The 19454-nt window shown below is 66.4% G+C and carries 20 protein-coding genes and 1 pseudogene; 10 read left to right on the plus strand and 11 right to left on the minus strand.

Translation table 11 applies throughout. From position 1 onward, the window contains the following. Positions 1-502 precede the first annotated feature (502 nt). The 3 genes from LRX75_RS17730 to LRX75_RS17740 form a co-directional block, all read right to left on the minus strand. Complete coding sequence (locus LRX75_RS17730; RefSeq protein ID WP_231816013.1) at positions 503-1117, minus strand: LysE family translocator; 615 nt, start codon at positions 1115-1117, stop codon at positions 503-505. Between the two features lie 178 nt (positions 1118-1295). After that, a complete protein-coding gene (locus LRX75_RS17735; RefSeq protein ID WP_231816014.1) occupies positions 1296-1991 on the minus strand; it encodes a ribonuclease HII in 696 nt (231 codons plus the stop codon). Positions 1992-2169: 178 nt separating this feature from the next. Continuing rightward, entirely contained in the window at positions 2170-3327 is a 1158-nt protein-coding gene (locus LRX75_RS17740) for a PA0069 family radical SAM protein (RefSeq protein WP_231816015.1), read from the minus strand. A 234-nt stretch (positions 3328-3561) separates the two neighbouring features. On the opposite strand from LRX75_RS17740, the gene LRX75_RS17745 reads away from it, so the two are divergent. Continuing rightward, positions 3562-4074: a glycosyltransferase family protein gene (locus LRX75_RS17745; RefSeq protein WP_231816016.1), complete on the plus strand. Its 513-nt coding sequence runs from the start codon at positions 3562-3564 to the stop codon at positions 4072-4074. Positions 4075-4121: 47 nt separating this feature from the next. Here LRX75_RS17745 and moaB read toward each other — a convergent pair whose 3' ends face one another. From moaB to LRX75_RS17765, 4 genes are all read right to left on the minus strand, one after another. Further along, a complete protein-coding gene (moaB, locus tag LRX75_RS17750; protein WP_231816017.1) occupies positions 4122-4658 on the minus strand; it encodes a molybdenum cofactor biosynthesis protein B in 537 nt (178 codons plus the stop codon). A gap of 13 nt (positions 4659-4671) precedes the next feature. After that, positions 4672-5547 (minus strand): 4-(cytidine 5'-diphospho)-2-C-methyl-D-erythritol kinase, encoded by an 876-nt coding sequence (locus LRX75_RS17755; RefSeq protein WP_231816149.1) that lies wholly within the window; start codon positions 5545-5547, stop codon positions 4672-4674. A gap of 90 nt (positions 5548-5637) precedes the next feature. Beyond that, positions 5638-7476, minus strand: coding sequence for a tetratricopeptide repeat protein (locus tag LRX75_RS17760; RefSeq protein ID WP_231816018.1), 1839 nt, complete (start codon positions 7474-7476; stop codon positions 5638-5640). 229 nt (positions 7477-7705) lie between these two features. After that, complete coding sequence (locus LRX75_RS17765) at positions 7706-8722, minus strand: polyprenyl synthetase family protein (RefSeq protein WP_231816019.1); 1017 nt, start codon at positions 8720-8722, stop codon at positions 7706-7708. Positions 8723-8831: 109 nt separating this feature from the next. Between LRX75_RS17765 and LRX75_RS17770 the strand changes: the two genes are divergently transcribed. The 4 genes from LRX75_RS17770 (at position 8832) to LRX75_RS17785 (ending at position 11054) form a co-directional block, all read left to right on the plus strand. Beyond that, a complete protein-coding gene (locus tag LRX75_RS17770; protein ID WP_113151824.1) occupies positions 8832-9056 on the plus strand; it encodes a putative signal transducing protein in 225 nt (74 codons plus the stop codon). Positions 9057-9070: 14 nt separating this feature from the next. Next, the gene (locus LRX75_RS17775) at positions 9071-9874 is read left to right on the plus strand and encodes a tRNA1(Val) (adenine(37)-N6)-methyltransferase (RefSeq protein WP_231816020.1); all 804 of its coding nucleotides are present in this window, start codon (positions 9071-9073) and stop codon (positions 9872-9874) included. Positions 9875-9961: 87 nt separating this feature from the next. Then, positions 9962-10828: a S49 family peptidase gene (locus tag LRX75_RS17780; protein ID WP_231816021.1), complete on the plus strand. Its 867-nt coding sequence runs from the start codon at positions 9962-9964 to the stop codon at positions 10826-10828. A gap of 40 nt (positions 10829-10868) precedes the next feature. Beyond that, positions 10869-11054, plus strand: coding sequence for an NfeD family protein (locus LRX75_RS17785; RefSeq protein ID WP_110726750.1), 186 nt, complete (start codon positions 10869-10871; stop codon positions 11052-11054). Positions 11055-11132: 78 nt separating this feature from the next. On the opposite strand, the gene LRX75_RS17790 is transcribed toward LRX75_RS17785, so the two are convergent. Then, positions 11133-11453, minus strand: a complete 321-nt coding sequence (locus tag LRX75_RS17790) for a type II toxin-antitoxin system RelE/ParE family toxin (RefSeq protein ID WP_231816022.1) — start codon at positions 11451-11453, stop codon at positions 11133-11135. Beyond that, entirely contained in the window at positions 11450-11728 is a 279-nt protein-coding gene (locus LRX75_RS17795) for a hypothetical protein (protein ID WP_231816023.1), read from the minus strand. The genes LRX75_RS17790 and LRX75_RS17795 overlap by 4 nt, the downstream gene beginning before the upstream one ends. 110 nt (positions 11729-11838) lie before the next feature. Here LRX75_RS17795 and LRX75_RS17800 point away from each other — a divergent pair, with 110 nt between their 5' ends. After that, complete coding sequence (locus LRX75_RS17800; protein WP_231816024.1) at positions 11839-12792, plus strand: glycine--tRNA ligase subunit alpha; 954 nt, start codon at positions 11839-11841, stop codon at positions 12790-12792. Between the two features lie 4 nt (positions 12793-12796). Here LRX75_RS17800 and LRX75_RS17805 read toward each other — a convergent pair whose 3' ends face one another. Next, positions 12797-12955 carry a hypothetical protein gene (locus LRX75_RS17805; protein WP_231816025.1) on the minus strand — a complete coding sequence of 53 codons (159 nt, stop codon included), beginning with the start codon at positions 12953-12955 and terminating at the stop codon, positions 12797-12799. 49 nt (positions 12956-13004) lie between these two features. Beyond that, the gene (locus LRX75_RS17810) at positions 13005-13214 is read right to left on the minus strand and encodes a hypothetical protein (protein WP_231816026.1); all 210 of its coding nucleotides are present in this window, start codon (positions 13212-13214) and stop codon (positions 13005-13007) included. 245 nt (positions 13215-13459) lie between these two features. Between LRX75_RS17810 and LRX75_RS17815 the strand changes: the two genes are divergently transcribed. From LRX75_RS17815 to glyS, 4 genes and pseudogenes are all read left to right on the plus strand, one after another. Next, positions 13460-14011 carry a LemA family protein gene (locus tag LRX75_RS17815; RefSeq protein WP_113151818.1) on the plus strand — a complete coding sequence of 184 codons (552 nt, stop codon included), beginning with the start codon at positions 13460-13462 and terminating at the stop codon, positions 14009-14011. Positions 14012-14043: 32 nt separating this feature from the next. Then, the gene (locus LRX75_RS17820) at positions 14044-15345 is read left to right on the plus strand and encodes a 3-phosphoshikimate 1-carboxyvinyltransferase (protein WP_231816027.1); all 1302 of its coding nucleotides are present in this window, start codon (positions 14044-14046) and stop codon (positions 15343-15345) included. A gap of 76 nt (positions 15346-15421) precedes the next feature. Continuing rightward, positions 15422-17347 carry a DUF2207 domain-containing protein gene (locus LRX75_RS17825; RefSeq protein WP_420851231.1) on the plus strand — a complete coding sequence of 642 codons (1926 nt, stop codon included), beginning with the start codon at positions 15422-15424 and terminating at the stop codon, positions 17345-17347. 116 nt (positions 17348-17463) lie between these two features. Further along, positions 17464-19350, plus strand: a pseudogene (gene glyS, locus LRX75_RS17830) (glycine--tRNA ligase subunit beta); the annotation flags it as partial. Positions 19351-19454 lie beyond the last annotated feature (104 nt).

Below are 19454 nucleotides of genomic sequence, written 5' to 3' on the forward strand. Positions count from 1 at the left end.
AAAAGGCCGATAAGGCTTCTGACCATGCAGACCTTTTCAAGGGTTCCTACTAACTTGTAACAAAACCACTTCAAGTGGTCCAAGCGCAGCGTCCCAAACCTCCGCCTCTGGCGGAGGTCTATGACTTTGTGTCGCGATAGATTGAGAACAATGTAGCCGACCGACCCCAGATCGGTTCTCCGTCACATCACCGACCCTCAGGCTGTTTTCCCTCAGATTATCGGCCCGATGTATCAAAGCCTCGCTTCAAAGCGGCCCCTCACCCTAACCCTCTCCCCGCCCGCGGGGAGAGGGGACGTGCCCTGCTCGGGGTCTTGACGCGCTCGCCTAGCTTGACGTGCGCTCCTTGGTGGTTTTGCTTAAGAGGCGCAAGCCGCGCCACAAGTCCCTTCTCCCCGCTTGGCGGGGAGAAGGTGGCGGCAGCCGGATGAGGGGCGAACTGTACCTCCCGCCGCCGAACGCGACACGCCAAATACCGTGCCCACACCATCATCCGAAACCCTCACCGTGTGGCGACGATCCCCACGGCAGCGCCGATCATCAGCCCGCCCGCCGCGTGGTTGACGCGGCGGATGACGCGGGTGGTGCGCAGCAGGCGGCGGGCGCGGACGGCCAGCAGCACATGCCCGCCGATGACGACGGCCTCGACCGCGAGAATGATGGCGGCGAGCTCGGCAAGCGTCGTGATCGTGAAGCTCGTTCCCACGACGTTCGGCAGCAGCGCGACGTAGAAGAGCGGCATTTTCGGATTGCCGAGGTTCAGCGCGACACCGGTGCAGAAGACGCCGAGCAGGCTGTCCCGCTCGGAGACCGCCTGCATCTCGGGAAGCACGGGCGGCGCGGTCCAGAGCCGGACGCCCATCCAGACGAGATAGGCGGCGCCCGCGAGCCGCAGGGCGGTCATCAGCGTGCCCATCTCCGCGGCGAGCAGGGAGAGACCGAAGGCGGCCAGCGACAGGAAGACGAGAATGCCGACGACCGTTCCCGCGCCATAGGCAAGGCCCGAGGCCGGCCCGTGCGAGATGGTGCGCAACACGATCGTCATATTGTCCGGCCCCGGGCTCGCGGCGAAGACGAAGAAGGTGAGGGCGAAAGTCAGAAGCGTCACGGCATCCATATCGGTCTCCCGCGGCAGGGGCGCCGCCGGTCGAGCCGAGCCGAAAGCCTGCCGGCCGAAAGTGTGCCGTGATTTCGGCAGAACGGCAAGCGTCAAAACTGCGCGTCATCCTCCTCTGACGATGAGGCGCGTCGGCGCTAGCGCCGCTTCTGTGCCCGGCAAGCGGGCGATGCGAGCGTCAGCGCGACGCCGGCCGTTCGGCCGGTAGAGCGTCCACCTCGGCTTCGTCCACCCGCAAGGGCCGAAAGGTCATGCGGTGCAGCCGGCAGGGGCCGTGGAGAAGGATGGCGCTGCGGTGATGCGCGGTGGCATAGCCCGCATGCAGCGCAAAACCGTAGCCGGGGAAGACGCCGTCGGCCCGGGTCATCATCCGGTCGCGGGCGACCTTCGCGACGATGGAGGCGGCGGCGATGGAGAGGGAGCGGGCGTCGCCCTTGATGACGGCCCGGCCTTCGCAGGCAAGCCCCGGTGGCACGTCGCGCCCGTCCGCAAGCACGAGCGCCGGCCGCCGATGCAGGCCGCAGACCGCGCGCCGCATCGCGTCGAGGCTCGCCTTGCGGATATCCGTGCCGTCAATGCGGCCCGCGCCGGAGGAAGCGATCGAGACGGTGGCGGTCGCGAGAATCTCGGTGAACAGCACCTCGCGCCGCTGGGCGGTCAGTTGCTTGCTGTCGTTCAGGCCACCGGGAATACGCTGCGGGTCGAGGATGACGGCGGCGGCCACCACGGGGCCGGCCAGTGGGCCGCGCCCGGCTTCGTCCGTTCCGGCGACAGGCCACAGCCCGTCGCGCTTCGCCGCCGCCTCCAGCGTGAAATCGGGACGGAGGCGGATGTCGAAGAGAAGCGGGGAATCGGTCGTGGTGCGGCGTGCCATGAGGGCAGACTCGCACGGGAGGCCGATTCCCCGCAAGACCCCCAGGCGGATGCGGCGGCGCCGGGGGTGGAGGCCGGTGGCTTTGCGGAAGCCGTCGGCCTCGGGTGATCGCATGCTACGAGGGACATGCGATCCCGTTCGGTGTCCGGATGTCACCGGACGAAGGTCTTCGCTCGCGTCACAGCAGCGAGAGCTGCACGCCCGTCCCGAGCGGGGGAACGAAGAGATCGCAGTTCAGCGCCCGCCGGTTGGTGTTCAGCTCCAGCCGCTTGGCGGCCAGCTCGAAGCGGCGGCCGATCTGCCAGGCATAGGGCCCGGCACCCTTCATCCGCTTGGTGAAGTCGGCGTCGTAATCCTTGCCGTCGCGCATCGAGCGCACCAGCGACATGACATGGCGATAGCGGTCCGGGTAATGTTGCAAGAGCCAGTCGCGGAAAAGGGGGCTGACCTCCAGCGGCAGGCGCAGGATGACATAGCTCGCCTCGCTCGCACCGGCCGCCTTGGCGGAGTCCAGCACGCGCTCGATCTCGTGGTCGTTGAGGGCGGGAATGACGGGCGCCATCAGCACGCTCGCGGGAATGCCGGCCTCCGACAGCTTGCGGATCGCATCCAGCCGCTTCTCCGGCGTCGAGGCGCGCGGTTCCATCAGCCGCGCCAGCTTGCGGTCGAGCGTCGTCACCGAAAGGCCGACGCGCGCGAGACCCTTTTCCGCCATCGGCGTGAGAATATCGATATCGCGGGTCACCATCGCCGATTTCGTGACGATCATGACCGGGTGATCGGCCGCCTTCAGCACCTCCAGGATCTGGCGCATGATCCGCCACTCCTTTTCGATCGGCTGGTAGGGGTCGGTGTTCGTGCCGATCGCGATCGGCTTCACCTTGTAGCCGGGCTTGGCCAGTTCGCGCTCCAGAAGCTTTGCCGCATCCGGCTTGGCAAACAGCCGCGCCTCGAAGTCGAGTCCGGCGGAGAGGCCCATATAAGCATGCGTCGGCCGGGCGAAGCAGTAGATGCAACCATGCTCGCAGCCGCGATAGGGGTTGACCGAGCGGTCGAAGTGAATGTCCGGCGAATCGTTGCGGGCAATGATCGTGCGCGGCTTTTCCACCTGCACCTCCGTCTTGAACGGCGGCAGGTCCTCCAGCGAGTTCCAGCCGTCGTCCTCGGTGCTGCGCGTCACAGGCTCGAACCTTCCCGAGGTGTTGATCCCGGCGCCACGGCCGCGACGGCGGTCCACCTCGATGCGAAGGCCGGTTTCGACCATCAGTGCGTCGGCCACATCGGCCCGATTGCCGGGCGCAAATGCGCCCTGCCTGACATGGGACAGATCGTTCATGGGACACTCCGGGGAACATGGACGGTCCGGTTTTCACCCCACCGTCATGTCGTTCTCTCTTCGGTCAGTGATAACCATAATAAGAGAACATTGCAAGAACAAATACGCCGGTGACGCCTTGGAAGCGATCTCCCCGCTGTCCCGTCGCCGGCGGATTCATCATGAATGACGGGATACTGGCCTGTTTTGTACAGGTTTTATGGCATTCCCCTGTGCAATGCGGTACGACCGGCCATGCTGACGATCCTGATGGAAACCCGCGATAGCGAGACGAGGCTGGCGCAATCGCTGGCCGCGCTGGTGGCCGGCGCGGTGGAAGGCCTCATCAGCGATGTGATCGTCCTCGATCACGGCTCGCAGGATGCCTCCGGCCAGGTGGCCGATGCCGCGGGTGCGCGGTTCCTCACACGCTGGGATATGGCGGATGTCCTGCGCTCGGCGCGCGGCGAATGGCTGCTCCTGATCGAGCCGGGTGCCCGGCCGCTCGGGCGCTGGGTCGACGAGATCGCCGAGCACATGGCGATCGGCCGGGGCCCCGCTTGCTTCTCGGCCTCCCGCCGGCACAGGCGGCCGCTTCTGGCCCGTCTCGCCTCGCGCCGTCCGCCGCTGGAACAGGGGTTCCTGATCAAGCGCACGCAGGCCGCGGGCATGACGAGATCCGGCATGTCGCTCGCCGATTTCGTCTCCCGTCGCGGCGTGCACCGCCTGTCGAGCGAGCTGATGCCGGCCTGGGCTTCGGGTCGTTGAGGGTCTTTCCTTATCGCCGGACGATGTCGATCCGCTGAACCACACGCTCACCGCTTCAGGTGTTCGTCCAGCCGCGGCATTATTTCCACGAAATTGCAGGGCCGGTGGCGCAGGTCGAGCTGCTGGCCGAGAATGCCGTCCCAGGCATCGCGGCACGCGCCGGGCGAGCCGGGCAGCACGAAGACGAAGGTCGCGTTCAGCACGCCGCCGGTGGCGCGCGACTGGATGGTCGAGGTGCCGATCTTGTCATAGGAGATGCGGTGGAAGATGGCGGAGAAGCCGTCCATCTTCTTCTCGAACAAGGGCTCCAGCGCGTCGGGCGTCACGTCGCGCCCGGTAAAGCCCGTGCCGCCGGTGGTGATGACGACGTCGATCTCGGGATCGAGGCTCCAGGCCGTCACCTGCGCGGCGATGGCGGCGCGGTCGTCGGGCACGATGCCGCGTGCGGCCAGCACATGGCCGGCCGCCGTCAGCCGCGCCACCAGCGTGTCGCCGGATGTGTCCGTCTCCGGCGTGCGGGTGTCGGAAACGGTGAGCACCGCGATGGAAACGGGCACGAAGGTGCGTGTCGTGTCGATCGTCATTGGGCGTTCGTCCTTAGCTTCCCAGCGTGGTGCAGGGCAGAAGATACCAGTCGGGATGGGCCGCGCGCAGGTGCGCCGCCGCCCGGTCTCGCGCCGCGACGTCGCGGAAGAGGCCGAAGCAGGTGGCACCGGAGCCGGACATGCGGGCAAGTGCTGCGCCGGCGTCTGCGAGTGCTGCGCGGACCGCGCCGATGACGGGCGCAAGCGAGAGCGCCGGCTGCTCCAGATCGTTGCGTGTCGCGGCGATCGCCGCGATCCAGTCGTCCGGCGCGGCAAGCCGTTCGGGAAGCGTCAGCGGCGGGTTGGTCTTGTTGGTGAGCGTGCGGAACACCGCAGGCGTGGAGACCGCAGCACCGGGATTGACCAAGAGAGCGGGAAAGGCGGGCAGGCCGATGACCGGCGTGATCGCCTCGCCGATGCCGCGGGCGATCAGCGGCCGGCCGGTCAGGCACATCGGCAGGTCGGCGCCGAGCGAGAGGCCGAGCGCGGCAAGGTCGATGTTCACAGGGAGGTCGTGCGACGCGCCCCAGAGGCGCATGAGCCCGATGAGGGCCGTGGCGGCATCCGCCGAGCCGCCGCCGATGCCGGAGGCAACGGGCAGGGCCTTTGTCAGATGCAGGGCGACCGGGCCGCAGGGCAGGCCGAGCCTGGTCAGTCGCGTGCGCAGCAGGTCCCGCGCCTTCAGCACGAGGTTGGCGTTCCCGCCATCGGCCCCCACCGGCACATCGCCGGCAAACGGGCCGGAGACGGTGAAGCTGTCGGTTTCTGAGAGCGCCAGCGACAACCGGTCGCCGTCATCGGCAAAGGTCACGAGGCTTTCGAGAAGATGGTGGCCGTCGGCGCGCTGGCCGACGACATGCAGGGCGAGATTGATCTTCGCCGGTGCCATGAGCACCAGCGGCACGTCAGCACCCTGATCCACCGGAGCAGGTGCGCTCAAGACCTCCGGCATGATAAGGGTGTCAGCCACGGCCCGCCGTCAGGACTTCTTGCCGGGCACGGCCACTTCCGGCGGCTTCGGCTTGCCCTCGGCTTCGGCGGCCGCGGGAACCTTCGTCTCCAGCGGCGGCAGGCCGTTTTCGATCTTCGCCTTGATCTTGGGGATTTCCTCCGCCTCGGGCTTCAGCTCCAGCGTCTGGTTCCACTGGAACACGGCCTCGAGCTTGCGGCCGACGCGCCAGTAGGCATCGCCCAGATGGTCGTTGATCGTGGGGTCGCCGGCCATCAGCTCGGCGGCGCGCTCCAGTTCGGCCACGGCCTCGTCGAACTGTCCCAGCCGGAAATAGGCCCAGCCGAGCGAATCGACGATGTAGCCGTCATCCGGCTTCAGCTCGACGGCGCGGCGGATCATGTTCAGCCCCTCGTCGAGGTTCATGTTCTTGTCCACCCAGGAATAGCCGAGATAGTTCAGCACCTGCGGCTGGTCGGGGTTCAGCTCCAGCGCCTTCTTGAAGCTCGGCTCGGCCTTCTCCCATTCCTTCAGCCGCTCATAGGCGATACCGCGCTGGAAGTAGATCGACCAGTCGGTGCGCTTGGGCATGGGGCCGAGGACCTCGATGGCCTTGTCGTAGGTGACGGCCATCTCCTTGTAGTCCTTGGCATCCGAAAGCACGCTGCCATAGGCGACATAGCTGCGGATGTCCTTCGGATCGAGGTCGATCAGCTCGCGCAGGTGTTTCTTCGCATCATCCACCTTGCCGACTTCGGCCAGGGCCAGCCCCAGCTGCATCTCCGACAGGCGGCGCATGGGCGAGCCCTGCGGCACCTGGCCGTAGAGCGCGATGGCGCGTTCCGGCTTCTTCAGCGTCTCGGCAATGCCGCCGAGCATGACGAGAATGTCGGCGCTGTCGGGATCGAGCGCGCGGGCCGTCTGCAGGTAGAGCGAAACGATATCTTCCGCGCCCTCGCGGTTGAGCGCGGCACCCACGGAGAACAGCACGGCGGCAGCGCCCTGGCTCGCATTGCGAACCTGCTGTTCCTGCGGCTTGCCATCCTCGATGCTCTTGCGAAGGGCATCGAGCGGCGCGTAGTTGTTGACGAAGCTCTGCCCGAGCGAAATCGTGTCGAGCGCCTTCTGCTTGTTGCCGTCGGTCGCCTCCAGCCGTGCGAGCGCGATCACCGAGCGGATGAACGTATCGGGCGCGGCGCCGCCGCCGTTGCGGTCCGTCACCGCCTCGTTGAATTTGGTGCGCGCGGTCTGCTTGTCGCCGGCCGCGAGCGCGATGGCGCCCTGCTGGTAGCTCTTGAAGATGGCGAACCATTCCGGTCCCTTCATCTCCTGGATCATGGCGATCGCGTCCTTGGGCTTGCCCTGTCCGGCCTTCGCCCAGGCCAGCAGCAGGCCGTTCATCATCCGGTCCAGATCGTTCGGTCCGGAATATTTCAGGATCTTCTCCGCATTGCGGAATTCCTTCTTCCGGATCGCATCGACGCCGCGCGCGACGGTGGTGATCCGCTCGACGGAGGCATCGTCCTTCAGCTGCGTCGCGATCTTCACGCCCTCGGCGAAATCGCCGTTCATCAGCGAGGTGATCATCAGCCGCTGCTTGACCTCGACATTGTCGGGCTCGAACTCCAGCGCCGTGCGATAGAGCTTGGTCGCGGTGTCGAGATCGTGATCGACGTCGGCGGTGCGTGCGGCAAGAAACGAGCCGGAGAAGCTGTTGACGGAGTTCACGTCGAAGGGCTTGGCGGTCTCCGCTTCGGCCTTGGCGGCCGGAGCCGGGGTCTCCTGGGCGGATGCCGGGCCGGAAACGATGCCGGCAAGCGTCAGAAACGCCACGCTGGTGAGCATCCGAAGAGTATGTTTTTGCCGCATGACAAGCCTTTCGTTTCGGATGCGCCGCGCAAGCGCCTAACCGGAATCAGTTCTGTAGTGATAACGCACTCCGCGCAGAACCGGAATTGCGTCCAGCCGGGTTCGACCCTTATCGAAAAGCATCACCCTTGGTTGCGGCAGGCTTGGCAAGACAGAATGGCTTTTTTGGCGCAAGGCCTCACAAAACTGCCTGGTCTGTCCGATCCCGGCCGAAGCCTCGGAGCCGGCGTCAGTTCACGCGGTCGATGCAGAAGTCGATGACCTCCAGCAGCGCATCCTTCCACGGCGAGGCGGGCAGCGGCGCCAGCGCATCGCGCGCGATCGTGCCGTAATGCCGGGCGCGGGCGATCGTGTCGGTCAGGCCGCCATAGCGCGTGATGAGCCCCAGAGCGTGTTCCAGGTTCGCGTCGGTGGCGTTGCCGCCCTCGATCGCGTCCTTCCAGAAGCTGCGCTCCTCGGCCGTTCCCCGTCGATAGGACAGGATGACCGGCAGGGTGATCTTGCCTTCGCGAAAGTCGTCGCCGACATTCTTGCCGAGATCGGCCGCCTTGCCGCCATAGTCCAGAACGTCGTCGACCAGCTGGAAGGCGAGGCCGAGATTCATGCCGTAGGACTTGAGTGCGTTGCGGGCGGAGCGATCGGTTTTGGCGACGATCGGGCCGACTTCGGCAGCGGCTGCAAAGAGCGCGGCCGTCTTTGCGCGGATGACGGAGAGGTAGTCGTCCTCCGTCGTCTCCATGTTCTTGGCGACGGAAAGCTGCAGCACTTCGCCCTCGGCGATCACGGAGGCGGCGGTCGAGAGCACGTCGAGCGCATCGAGCGAGCCGACCTCGACCATCATCCGGAACGCCTGGCCGAGCAGGAAGTCGCCGACGAGCACGCTTGCCTGGTTGCCCCAGATCATCCGGGCCGTGGACTTGCCGCGCCGCAGATCGCTTTCGTCCACCACGTCGTCATGCAGCAGCGTTGCCGTGTGCATGAATTCCACGCTGGTCGCCAGCTTCACATGCGCATCGCCGTGGAAACCGAACATCGCCGCAGAGGCGAGCGTCAGCATGGGCCGAAGCCGCTTGCCGCCCGACGAGATCAGGTGGTTGGCAACCTCGGGGATCATCTCGACATCCGACCCGGCCTTTGCCAGGATCAGCTGGTTCACCCGCTCCATGTCGGCTTTGGTCAGATCGACCAGCGGCTGCACCGAGGCCTGTTTGTTCTTGCCGTCTTCCAGCGGTATCACGACGCCCAAGGCGAAGCACTCCTGTTCAAGCTACTCCTCTGAGAATAGAAAGGGGTGGCTTTCGCGGCAAGTGGCGATTTGTCCCAAGCCACTGACGAATGGGGAAAAAGCGAGACAGATGAAAGAATTGATCCGTACCAACGACGCCGTCGTGCTCTCTTTCGCCGAAAGTCTGATGCGCGATGCCGGCATTGTCTGCTTCATCGCCGACCAGGGCATGAGCATTCTCGACGGTTCGCTCGGCCTGCTGCCGCGCCGCCTGATGGTGCAGGGCGAGCGCGCCGAGGAGGCGAGAAGCATCCTCTCGGATGCGGGCCTTGCGGCGGAACTGCGCGACCGGTGACGGGACGGGGAGACATGACGGCCGAGACGACCATGGACCGCCGGAAGGCCGGCGAGACCATCGACAGCTTCCACCGGGGACGCTTCCACCTCGTCCAGCCGCTCGGCCGCGGCCATCGCGCCGGCATGGATGCCATGCTGCTCGCCGCGCTGGTCCCCGATACGAACCGGGCCGGCACGAAGGTCGCCGATCTCGGTGCCGGCGCAGGTGCGGCCGGCATGGCGGTGGCCGTGCGCATACCCGCCGCGCAGGTCCTGCTCGTGGAGCGGGCGCCCGAAATGGCGACGTTTGCCCGTCGCAGCCTTGCTCTTCCGCAGAACGCCGCCTTCGCCGATCGCCTCGCCGTGCTGGAGGCCGATGTCGCGCTGACCGGTCGCGCCCGTGTCGCGGCCGGCCTGCCGAGCGACGTCTTCGACCATGTCGTCATGAACCCGCCCTTCAACAATGGCGCCGACCGGCGGACGCCGGATGCGCTGAAGGCGGAGGCCCATGCCATGAGCGACGGGCTGTTCGACGCCTGGATCCGCACCGCCGGCGCGATCCTGCGGCCCGGCGGCCAGCTGTCGCTGATCGCGCGCCCGGAATCCATCGGCGAGATCATGGCCGCCTGCGGGCGCCGGTTCGGCGGTCTGGAGATCACGCCCGTCCTGCCGCGGGCCGGCGAAAATGCCGTACGCATCCTCCTCACCGGTATCAAGCAGTCCCGCGCGCGCCTTGCCCTGCGCGCGCCCCTCGTCATGCACGGGGAGGGCTCGCATGCCTTTCTCCAGGAGGTCGATGACCTCAACAACGGGCGCGCCTTTCACGCCCGGCGCTGAATTTACCGTGATGCGCGCCGCACGGCATTGCGTCGGCATTGGCAATCCCTACATCCGGCGGAGAGTGTTCACGATAAGGAGACGGACTTGGCCGGTTTCATGAAGAGGTTGCTGCCGAAGCGCTTTCGCAAGCAGGGCGTGACGATCCCCGTCGTTCGCCTGCACGGCGCCATCATGGCGGGCGGCAGCGCGTTCCGGCCGATGCTCAACATTGCAGCCGTCGCGCCGCTGCTCGAGCGTGCCTTTGCCGACAAGGAGGCGCCGGCGGTGGCCATCGCCATCAATTCGCCCGGCGGCTCCCCCGTCCAGTCGCGGCTGATCTACCAGCGCATCCGCGATCTCGCGGTGGAGAAGAACAAGCGCGTCCTCGTCTTCGCCGAAGACGTCGCGGCCTCCGGCGGCTACATGATCGCGCTGGCCGGCGACGAGATCATCGCCGATCCCACCTCCATCGTCGGCTCCATCGGCGTCGTCTCCGGCGGCTTCGGCTTCACCGAGCTTCTGGAAAAGGTCGGTATCGAGCGCCGCATCTACACGGCCGGCGAAAACAAGGTGATGCTCGATCCGTTCCAGCCCGAGAAGGAAAAGGACGTCGCCTATCTGAAAAGCCTGCAGCAGGAAATTCACGGCGTCTTCACCGGCATGGTGAAAGCCCGGCGCGGGCATCTCTTGACGGACGACGGCGAGATCTTCTCCGGCCTGTTCTGGACCGGCGAACGTGCCCGCGCGCTCGGCCTGGTCGATGGCCTCGGCGACATGCGCGGCGAACTCAAGCGCCGCTATGGCGAAAAGACGGAACTGCGGCTGGTCAGCGCGTCGCGCGGCCTGCTCGGCCGCCGCCAGCCCGGGGTGGGCCTTGCGGCCGGCATCGGCAGCAGCCTTGCGCTTTCCGCCGTCGCCGGTCTTGCCGAAACGGCAGAAGAAAAGGCATTATGGGGCCGGTTCGGCCTTTGAAAGCAACACGGTCGCGCCCCGTCTCCCGCTGGAACCCACGATGCCGCAACTCATCCTCTTCCTGATCGTCGCCGCCATCGCCTGGTTCGGCTACCGCAAGTTCGTGCTCGACGCCGAACGCCTCGCCCGCCAGCGCGAACGCGTCCGCAAGCAGCAGCAGACCGGGTCGCAGGGTACGCTGGTGAAGGACCCGGCGACGGGAGAATATCGCCTCAAGCAGGATTGATGGCGGCCGAGCGAGCTGCGGAGCCCTGATGATGACGTTGTGAAGGCCGGCCGCAGGCATGTAGCCTTCGCTCACCTGCTAAAGCCGGTCTCTAGCCTTCGACATCCAGTCCGACCCCGCATAGCTGATGGCGACGATTTGGACGGTTCGCGCTTCCTCGTCCACGGTAAAGCAGATCACGCCTTTCTGTCCGGCGGGAATGGTGCGTAACCCCGAGGGGAGACCGTCACGGATCGGAGCCTTGTAGGGCATATCCGCAAGGGTCTTCGTGACCGCCTCGATGTCGGCGAGCTTTCGTCCCGCAATCTCGACGCCGGCATAGGCTGCAATCATGTCGTTGATATCGATGAGCTCCTGCACGGCTTCCGGCAGGTAGAGAATGCGATACGGGCTCGTCATCCTCGTGAACGGGCAGCAAGGCGTTCACGCACGCGATCGAAGAGGTCGTCTTCATCCATCGCAATCCATTGATCCCGCGGCAACGCCATCCGGCGGTGCAGCTCGTCGGTCATGCCAGCCAACGGATCGTCCGCGACACTTTCATGGCTCCGCATCATGTCCTCAATGCTTGCCGCCAGGACGCTGTCGAGCGAGGGGTAGCGGCCTTCCTCCACCAGCCGCTCGGCGTAGTGCAGAACGTGATCCGGCAGGCTGACGGTCGTCTTGATATTCATCGGCGTCTCCTTTGCAAATCCCGCAACCAACATACCTTAAACATTGACCCCTGTCGTCGCCCGTGGCACTCGTCCGGTCTCATCTTACCGTCACCAGCGATTGATCTGCCATGACCGACCTGCCCGACCACATGAACCCGAAGCGCTCGTTCCAGGCCCTGATCCTGACCCTGCACGCCTACTGGGCCGACAAGGGCTGCGCGGTGCTGCAGCCTTACGACATGGAAGTGGGCGCGGGCACGTTCCATCCGGCGACGACGCTGCGGGCGCTGGGCCCGAAACCCTGGCGGGCCGCCTATGTGCAGCCCTCGCGCCGGCCGACCGACGGACGCTATGGCGAGAACCCGAACCGGCTGCAGCATTACTACCAGTATCAGGTCATCCTGAAGCCGAACCCGTCGAACCTGCAGGAGCTCTATCTCGGCTCGCTCGCCGCCATCGGCCTCGATCCGCTGCTGCACGACATCCGCTTCGTCGAGGACGACTGGGAAAGCCCGACGCTCGGCGCCTGGGGGCTCGGCTGGGAGTGCTGGTGCGACGGCATGGAGGTGTCGCAGTTCACCTATTTCCAGCAGGTCTGCGGCATCGAATGCTCGCCCGTGTCCGGCGAGCTGACCTACGGCCTCGAGCGGCTGGCCATGTATGTCCAGGGCGTCGACAATGTCTACGACCTCAACTTCAACGGCCGCGAGGGTGCCGAAAAGATCAGCTATGGCGACGTCTTCCTGCAGGCCGAGCAGGAATATTCGCGGCACAATTTCGAATATGCCAACACCGCGATGCTGCATCAGCACTTCATCGACGCGGAAGCCGAATGCCTGGCCTTGCTGAAGGCCGGCGCACCGGGCGACACCGACAACCGCGCTTTGCACAAATGCGTGTTTCCGGCCTACGACCAGTGCATCAAGGCGAGCCACGTCTTCAACCTGCTCGATGCCCGCGGCGTCATTTCGGTCACCGAGCGGCAGAGCTACATTCTGCGGGTGCGCACGCTGGCCAAGGCCTGCGGCGAAGCCTTCCTGATGACCGATGCCGGCGGCATCAACCTTTCGGCCGCCGCCTGAACCCTCAGCCGCGCCAGTGACGCTGGAGGGGGCGGTGGATGTTGAGCGGCGCGCTGTCGAGCATGCGCGGCGTGAAGCGATTGCGCTCGCCCCGCAGCGCGACGAGGTGGCTGATGCCGGTGAGCATCACGGCGGACAGGGCGATGACGGCAAGAAGTGTCATGATCACGGTATCCTTTTTGAGGGAAGCCTGAGCTTCCGAATGAGGTTTGTCAGGCCGTCATTGCCGACAGGTCGGTGCCGATGCAGCGCCGGGGCGCGGCATCCATGACACCCGGCAGCACGAACACGCTGCAGCGTCGGACGGTGCCGGAAGCGCGGGTTTCCTCGCTCGAGGTGTCCCGCCGGCTCCGGCGTTGGAAATCGGACGATGCCGCGCGCCGTGGGATCGGCAGGTGCGTCGTCATCGCGAGATCCATCATGGCAGGGTAAGCCGGATCGAGGCTGACGCCAATCCTGACAAATCGCCCGTCATTTCCGGTGAAACGCGCCCTCAGGAGCCATGTGCCGGCCTGCAAGGCAGTGGGCAGCGGTGTAAAAGCACGCTATGGAGATGCGGGCCGGCAGGGCGTAAGGTCCGGTTCGGCCTGCCGCCCGCGCGCAGGCTGGCGTGTTCCGTGTATTTCGTCGCGCGCAGTGAGATGCGCGACATCTGGGGAGAGAGAAAATGATCGCAGGTCTCGTCATTCTGGCCGTCGTCGCCGGCTATCTCGTCCTTGTCTACAACGGGCTGGTCAAGGCGCGGAACGTCAAGGAAGAGGCCTGGTCCGGCATCGACGTGCAGCTGAAGCGCCGCGCCGACCTGATCCCCAACCTGCTGGAAACCGTCAAGGGCTACGCGGCGCACGAGCGCGGCACGCTGGAAGAGATCGTCGATCTGCGCAACCGCGCCCAGGCCGTGCCGGCCGGCGATGTCGCAGGCCGCGCGCAGGCGGAAGGCATGCTCGGCCAGGCGCTCGGCAAGCTGTTCGCCTTGGCCGAAGCCTATCCCGATCTCAAGGCCAACCAGAATTTTTCCGAACTGCAGGCCTCCATCGAGGGCACGGAAGACGAGATCCAGATGTCGCGCCGCTACTACAACGGTGCCGCGCGCGACCTCAACGTCAAGGTCGAGAGCTTTCCGTCGAACCTCGTCGCCGGTCCGCTCGGCTTTTCCAAGGCACCCTATTTCGAGATCACCAGCGAGGCCGACCGCGCCGTTCCCACGATCAAGTTCTGAGCCGCGCCGCAACGTTTACAAGAGACAGTCGTATGATCCCTGCCCAGAAGACCGCCCTTCAGAAATCCGTGACCATCACGCCGCCGTCGCATCCGCTCGTCGGCGCCGTCAGTCCGCCCGGCTCGAAGTCGATCACCAACCGCGCGCTGCTGCTCGCGGGCCTTGCCAACGGCACCAGCCGGCTGACGGGCGCGCTGCGCAGCGACGATACGCGGTACATGGCCGAGGCCCTGCGCGCGATGGGCGTCGCGGTGCGCGAGCCCGATCCCACCACCTTCGTCGTCACCGGCACGGGCCGGCTGACGGCACCCTCCGAACCGCTTTTCCTCGGCAATGCCGGCACGGCCACCCGCTTCCTCACGGCGGCCGCGGCCCTCGTCGATGGCACCGTGGTCGTGGATGGCGACCAGCACATGCGCAAGCGGCCGATCGCGCCGCTGGTGGAGGCGCTGCGCTCCCTCGGCGTCGGGCTCTCCGCCGAGACCGGCTGCCCGCCCGTCACCGTCACCGGCACGGGCCGCATCCCGGGCCGCCGCGTCGAGATCGATGCCGGCCTTTCCAGCCAGTATGTCTCCGCCCTGCTGATGGCCGCAGCCGGCGCGGCTTCGGCCGACGAGACCGACGCGCCGCTCGACATCGCGCTTGCCGGCGACGAGATCGGCGCGCGCGGCTATATCGACCTGACGCTTGCCGCCATGCGCGCCTTCGGCGCCCGCGTGGAGCAGGCCTCGTCCTCCGTCTGGCGGGTCTGGCCGACGGGCTACACCGCGACCGACTTCCGCATCGAGCCCGACGCGTCGGCTGCCACCTATCTCTGGGCGATGGAAAAGCTAACCGGCGGCCGCATCGATCTGGGCGTCCCGACAGTGGATTTCTCGCAGCCCGATGCCCGCGCATATGATGTCATCGCGCAATTTCCGCATCTCCCCGCCGTGATCGACGGATCGCAGATGCAGGATGCCGTGCCGACGCTCGCCGTTCTCGCCGCCTTCAACGAGACGCCGGTGCGCTTCACCGGCATCGCCAACCTGCGCGTCAAGGAATGCGACCGCGTGCGCGCCCTCTCGCTCGGCCTGACGAACATCCGCGCCGGGCTGGCCGCGGAGGAGGGCGACGACCTGCTGGTGGCCTCCGATCCCGGCCTTGCCGGCCAGACCCTGCCGGCCGAGATCGACACCTTCGCCGATCACCGCATCGCCATGAGCTTTGCGCTGGCGGGACTGAAGATCGGCGGCATCGCCATTCTCGATCCGGACTGCGTCGGAAAGACCTATCCGGACTACTGGGATGCGCTCGCCTCGCTGGGCGTCGATATGACCCTGCGGTCGGCGTGATCCGATGAAGCGCGCGCGGCACACGATCCGGCAGGGCTCGCGGACATGGACGGCGCAGGGGGGCGCTGTATCGCGGCTGGTCGCGGTTCTCGCCGCGCTCATCCTCCTTGCCGGCGTCACCGCCGGTCTCGCGCAGGCCGAAGAGCGGATCCTCTCCTATGATTCGCAGATCGAGGTCGCCGCGGACGGAACCCTGACCGTCACCGAGACGATCCGTGCCGTCGCCGAGGGCGACCTCATCAAGCGCGGCATCTATCGTGATTTTCCGCTGACCTTCACCACGGACGATGGCCGCACGCACCGCGTCGGCTTCCAGCTCGTTTCCGTCGAGCGCGATGGCGAGGCGGAGCCGTCGCGCACCGAAAACATCGATGGCGGCATCCGCATCTATACCGGCGACAAGGATGTCTTCCTGTCGAACGGCGTCCACACCTTCGCGCTGACCTACACGACCGACCGCCAGATTCGCTTTTTCGAAGACCACGACGAGCTTTACTGGAACGTCACCGGAACCGGCTGGGCCTTCCCCATCGACGAGGCGAGCGCCACCGTGCTCCTGCCGGGCGGCGCGCGGCCGCAGGCGCTCGACGTCTTCACCGGTGCCTACGGCTCCAGGGCCAAGTTCGCGCGCGGCTCCCCCGCCGGAAACGGCGCGACGTTCCGCACCACGCGACCGCTCGGGGCGCAGGAGGGCCTGACCATCGTCATGAGCCTGAAGAAGGGCGTGATCGCGCCGCCGAGCGAGGCGCAGCTGCGGGCCGCCTGGTGGCAGGAAAACATGGCCGCGATCCTCGCCGGCATCGGCCTCCTCGTCGTCGCCGTCTATTACGGCTGGATCTGGCGGCGCGCCGGGCGCGATCCGGATGGCGGCGTCGTCGTGCCGCGATGGGACCCGCCGGAAAACGCCTCGCCCGCGCTCGTCAACTACATCGACAATCGCGGCTTTGCCGATGGCGGCTGGACGGCGATCTCCGCGGCCGCGCTCAACCTCGCCGTCACCGGCCGCGTCGTGCTGGAGGATCTTCAGAACGCGCTCGTCATCGCTGCGACCGGCAAGAAGGTCTCCACCGAGAAGCTGCCCACCGGCGAAGCCGCGCTGATGCGCGCCGTCGAGGGTGCGGGAGGCCGGCTCGTCATCGACCGCGAAAACGGCCCCGCCGTGCAGAAGGCGGGCGAAGCCTTCCGCAAGGCGATGGAAAGCGAACATCGCGGCAAGTATTACAAGGCGAACATCGGCGCGATCATCGCCGGCATCGCGCTGTCCGTCGCCTTCATCCTGGCGATCCTCGTGCTCGGAACGCTCGACGATGCGGGTGCCGCCATCGTCATCGTGCCCGTCGTCATCGCCGTGTTCGTCGCCATCTTCATTGCCGTCTTCGGCCGCTCCATCCGCCGCAGGTCGAGTCTGGCCGGGCGCGTCGCCGGCATTGTCGTCCTGTCGGTCTTCGGCTTCATCGGCGTCACCGTCTTCGGCGGGCTCATCGCCTCCATCGCCTTCGAGGCGGTGGAAACGCACCAGCTGCCGCTGCTCGCGGGCATCGGCGGCATCGTGCTCGTCAATCTCGTCTTCCTGTTCCTCATGGGCGCGCCCACCCCGGTCGGCGCGAAGATGTCGGCCCACATCGCCGGCCTGCGGCAATATCTGACGCTGGCCGAACAGGAGCGCATGAACATGGCCGGCGCGCCCACCATGTCACCCGGACATTATGAAACCCTGCTGCCCTATGCCGTGGCCCTGGGCGTGGAAAAGCCGTGGTCGAAGACCTTCGATGCCTGGCTCGCCACGGCTGCGGCGGGCGCGGCGGCCTATACGCCGGTCTGGTACTCCGGCACCGGCGGCAATAGCGGCTTCGGCGATCGCATGGGCGGCTTTGCCGGCTCCATGGCGGGCGCCATGCAGTCGTCGCTTCCGCCACCGCCGAAAAGCTCCAGTTCCGGCTTTTCCTCCGGCGGCGGCTTTTCCGGCGGGGGCGGCGGCGGTGGCGGTGGCGGCGGCTGGTAGACGCGCGCCGTCGCCGGGAAACAACGCTGCCAAAGCGCGCCTATCATGGTGACTTTTCGCAGCGGGATTGCTAAGGCGACGGGCATCCATCCGCTTTACCGAAAAGTCTGAGTGCCATGCCCGATCTTCTGCTTGAACTCCGCTCCGAGGAAATCCCTGCCGGCATGCAGCGCAAGGCTGCCGGCGACCTCAAGAAGCTGTTGACGGACGCCATGGTCGAGGCGGGCCTGACCTATGAGGGCGCCCGCGAATACTGGACGCCGCGCCGCCTGACGCTCGACATTCGCGGCGTCACCGCCCGCTCCGCGGATGTGCGCGAGGAAAAGAAGGGCCCGCGCACCGACGCCAACGAAAAGGCCATCGAAGGCTTTCTGCGCGCGGCGGGTCTTGCGTCCATCACCGAGGCGCATGTGCATTCCGACCCGAAGAAGGGCGATTTCTACGTCGCGCATCTGGTGAAACCCGGCCGCGCCGCCGAGGAGATCGTCGCCGACGTCATGCCCGGCATCATCCGCAATTTTCCCTGGCCGCGCTCCATGCGCTCGGGCGTCGCCTCCACCCGTCCGGGCGCGCTGCGCTGGGTGCGCCCGCTGCAATCCATCGTCTGCACCTTCGGCCCGGAAAACGAGGAAACGCAGGTCATCGCCTTCGAGGTCGATGGTCTCGTTGCCGGCAACGTCACCTATGGCCACCGCTTCCACGCGCCGGAGGCGATCACGGTCCGCCGCTTTGCCGACTATATCGAGAAGCTCGAAAAGGCGAAGGTCGTGCTGGATGCCGAACGGCGCAAGGAGATCATCGCCGCCGATGCCGGCAATCTCGCCTTTGCCAGCGGGCTGGAACTGGTCGAGGATGCAGGCCTGCTCGAGGAGGTCTCGGGTCTCGTCGAGTGGCCGGTCGTGCTCATGGGCACCTTCGATGAGGCCGACCTCTCCATTCCCTCCGAAATCATCCGCCTGACCATCAAGACCAACCAGAAGTGTTTCGTCACCCGCCGCCCGGGCGAGGAGACCCTGTCCAACCACTTCATCCTCGTCTCCAACATCGAGGCGAAGGATGGCGGCCGGGAGATCGTGCACGGCAACGGCAAGGTCGTGCGCGCCCGCCTGTCCGACGCCCGCCACTTCTGGACCCGCGACCAGAGCGACCTGCCGGACCTCGACACGCTGCGCGCTTCCGCCGAAGCATTCGGCCTCGACCTCGCCAAGCCGCTCGACCAGCGCATGGCAAAGCTCGACGCGCTGAACGTGACGTTCCATGCCAAGCTCGGCACCGAGGGCGAGCGCGTGCAGCGCATCCGCGCGCTCGCCGCCGACCTCTGTGCCGTCACCGGTGCGGACCCCAAGCTGGTCGACCGCGCCGTGGTGCTTTCCAAAGCCGACCTGCGCACCGAGGCCGTCGGCGAGTTCCCCGAACTCCAGGGCATCATGGGCCGCAAATATGCGCTGCTGCAGGGCGAGAACGACGCCGTGGCCACCGCGATCGCCGAACACCGCAAGCCACAAGGCCCGACCGACGTCGTGCCGACCGACCCGGTCTCGCTGACCGTGGCGCTGGCCGACAAGCTGGACACGCTGGTGGGGTTCTGGGCGATCGACGAGAAGCCGACGGGCTCGAAGGATCCGTTTGCGTTGCGGCGGGCGGCTCTGGGCGTCAACCGGATCCTGCTGGAGCGGAAGGTAAAGGTAAAGCTGGCCGCCATTATTCAGTTGGCGCAAAGCCGGCTTTTTGATCAACTCACGGCGACTTATATCGCGATTGATCCACACGCGCCCGCCCAGATCGAAGCGGTGAAAGACCAAAAGGATTTCGCTTTCTGCGAAGGGTTTGATTTCCAACTGGAAGAACGCCACGACGTTATCGCATCGGCGCATCCACTGAAGGGAACGCATCCAGCTTTCGCAAAGCAGGCATCCGACCTCCTCTCTTTCTTCCACGACCGCCTCAAGGTCTATCTCCGCGATCTCGGTGCTCGTCATGACCTGATCGATGCCGTGCTTGCGGCCAGCCCCTCATCCGTCCCTTCGGGCCACCTTCTCCCCGCAGGCGGGGAGAAGGAAGAGGCGAACTCTGCGCTCTCCAGTCCTTCTCCCCGCGTGCGGGGAGA

It is taken from the genome of Rhizobium quercicola, assembly GCF_021168455.1.
GTDB lineage: Bacteria > Pseudomonadota > Alphaproteobacteria > Rhizobiales > Rhizobiaceae > Ferranicluibacter > Ferranicluibacter quercicola.

Bases quoted from the DNA above. Each gene is read 5' to 3' on its own strand.
- LRX75_RS17770 (WP_113151824.1), top strand. From the start codon at position 8,832: ATGAAAGAATTGATCCGTACCAACGACGCCGTCGTGCTCTCTTTCGCC.
- LRX75_RS17785 (WP_110726750.1), top strand. From the start codon at position 10,869: ATGCCGCAACTCATCCTCTTCCTGATCGTCGCCGCCATCGCCTGGTTC.
- LRX75_RS17775 (WP_231816020.1), top strand. From the start codon at position 9,071: ATGACGGCCGAGACGACCATGGACCGCCGGAAGGCCGGCGAGACCATC.
- LRX75_RS17730 (WP_231816013.1), bottom strand. From the start codon at position 1,117: ATGGATGCCGTGACGCTTCTGACTTTCGCCCTCACCTTCTTCGTCTTC.
- LRX75_RS17740 (WP_231816015.1), bottom strand. From the start codon at position 3,327: ATGAACGATCTGTCCCATGTCAGGCAGGGCGCATTTGCGCCCGGCAAT.
- LRX75_RS17735 (WP_231816014.1), bottom strand. From the start codon at position 1,991: ATGGCACGCCGCACCACGACCGATTCCCCGCTTCTCTTCGACATCCGC.
- LRX75_RS17745 (WP_231816016.1), top strand. From the start codon at position 3,562: ATGCTGACGATCCTGATGGAAACCCGCGATAGCGAGACGAGGCTGGCG.
- moaB (WP_231816017.1), bottom strand. From the start codon at position 4,658: ATGACGATCGACACGACACGCACCTTCGTGCCCGTTTCCATCGCGGTG.
- LRX75_RS17810 (WP_231816026.1), bottom strand. From the start codon at position 13,214: ATGATGGATCTCGCGATGACGACGCACCTGCCGATCCCACGGCGCGCG.
- LRX75_RS17820 (WP_231816027.1), top strand. From the start codon at position 14,044: ATGATCCCTGCCCAGAAGACCGCCCTTCAGAAATCCGTGACCATCACG.
- LRX75_RS17755 (WP_231816149.1), bottom strand. From the start codon at position 5,547: ATGGCACCGGCGAAGATCAATCTCGCCCTGCATGTCGTCGGCCAGCGC.
- LRX75_RS17795 (WP_231816023.1), bottom strand. From the start codon at position 11,728: ATGAATATCAAGACGACCGTCAGCCTGCCGGATCACGTTCTGCACTAC.
- LRX75_RS17805 (WP_231816025.1), bottom strand. From the start codon at position 12,955: ATGACACTTCTTGCCGTCATCGCCCTGTCCGCCGTGATGCTCACCGGC.
- LRX75_RS17760 (WP_231816018.1), bottom strand. From the start codon at position 7,476: ATGCGGCAAAAACATACTCTTCGGATGCTCACCAGCGTGGCGTTTCTG.
- LRX75_RS17815 (WP_113151818.1), top strand. From the start codon at position 13,460: ATGATCGCAGGTCTCGTCATTCTGGCCGTCGTCGCCGGCTATCTCGTC.
- LRX75_RS17800 (WP_231816024.1), top strand. From the start codon at position 11,839: ATGACCGACCTGCCCGACCACATGAACCCGAAGCGCTCGTTCCAGGCC.
- LRX75_RS17790 (WP_231816022.1), bottom strand. From the start codon at position 11,453: ATGACGAGCCCGTATCGCATTCTCTACCTGCCGGAAGCCGTGCAGGAG.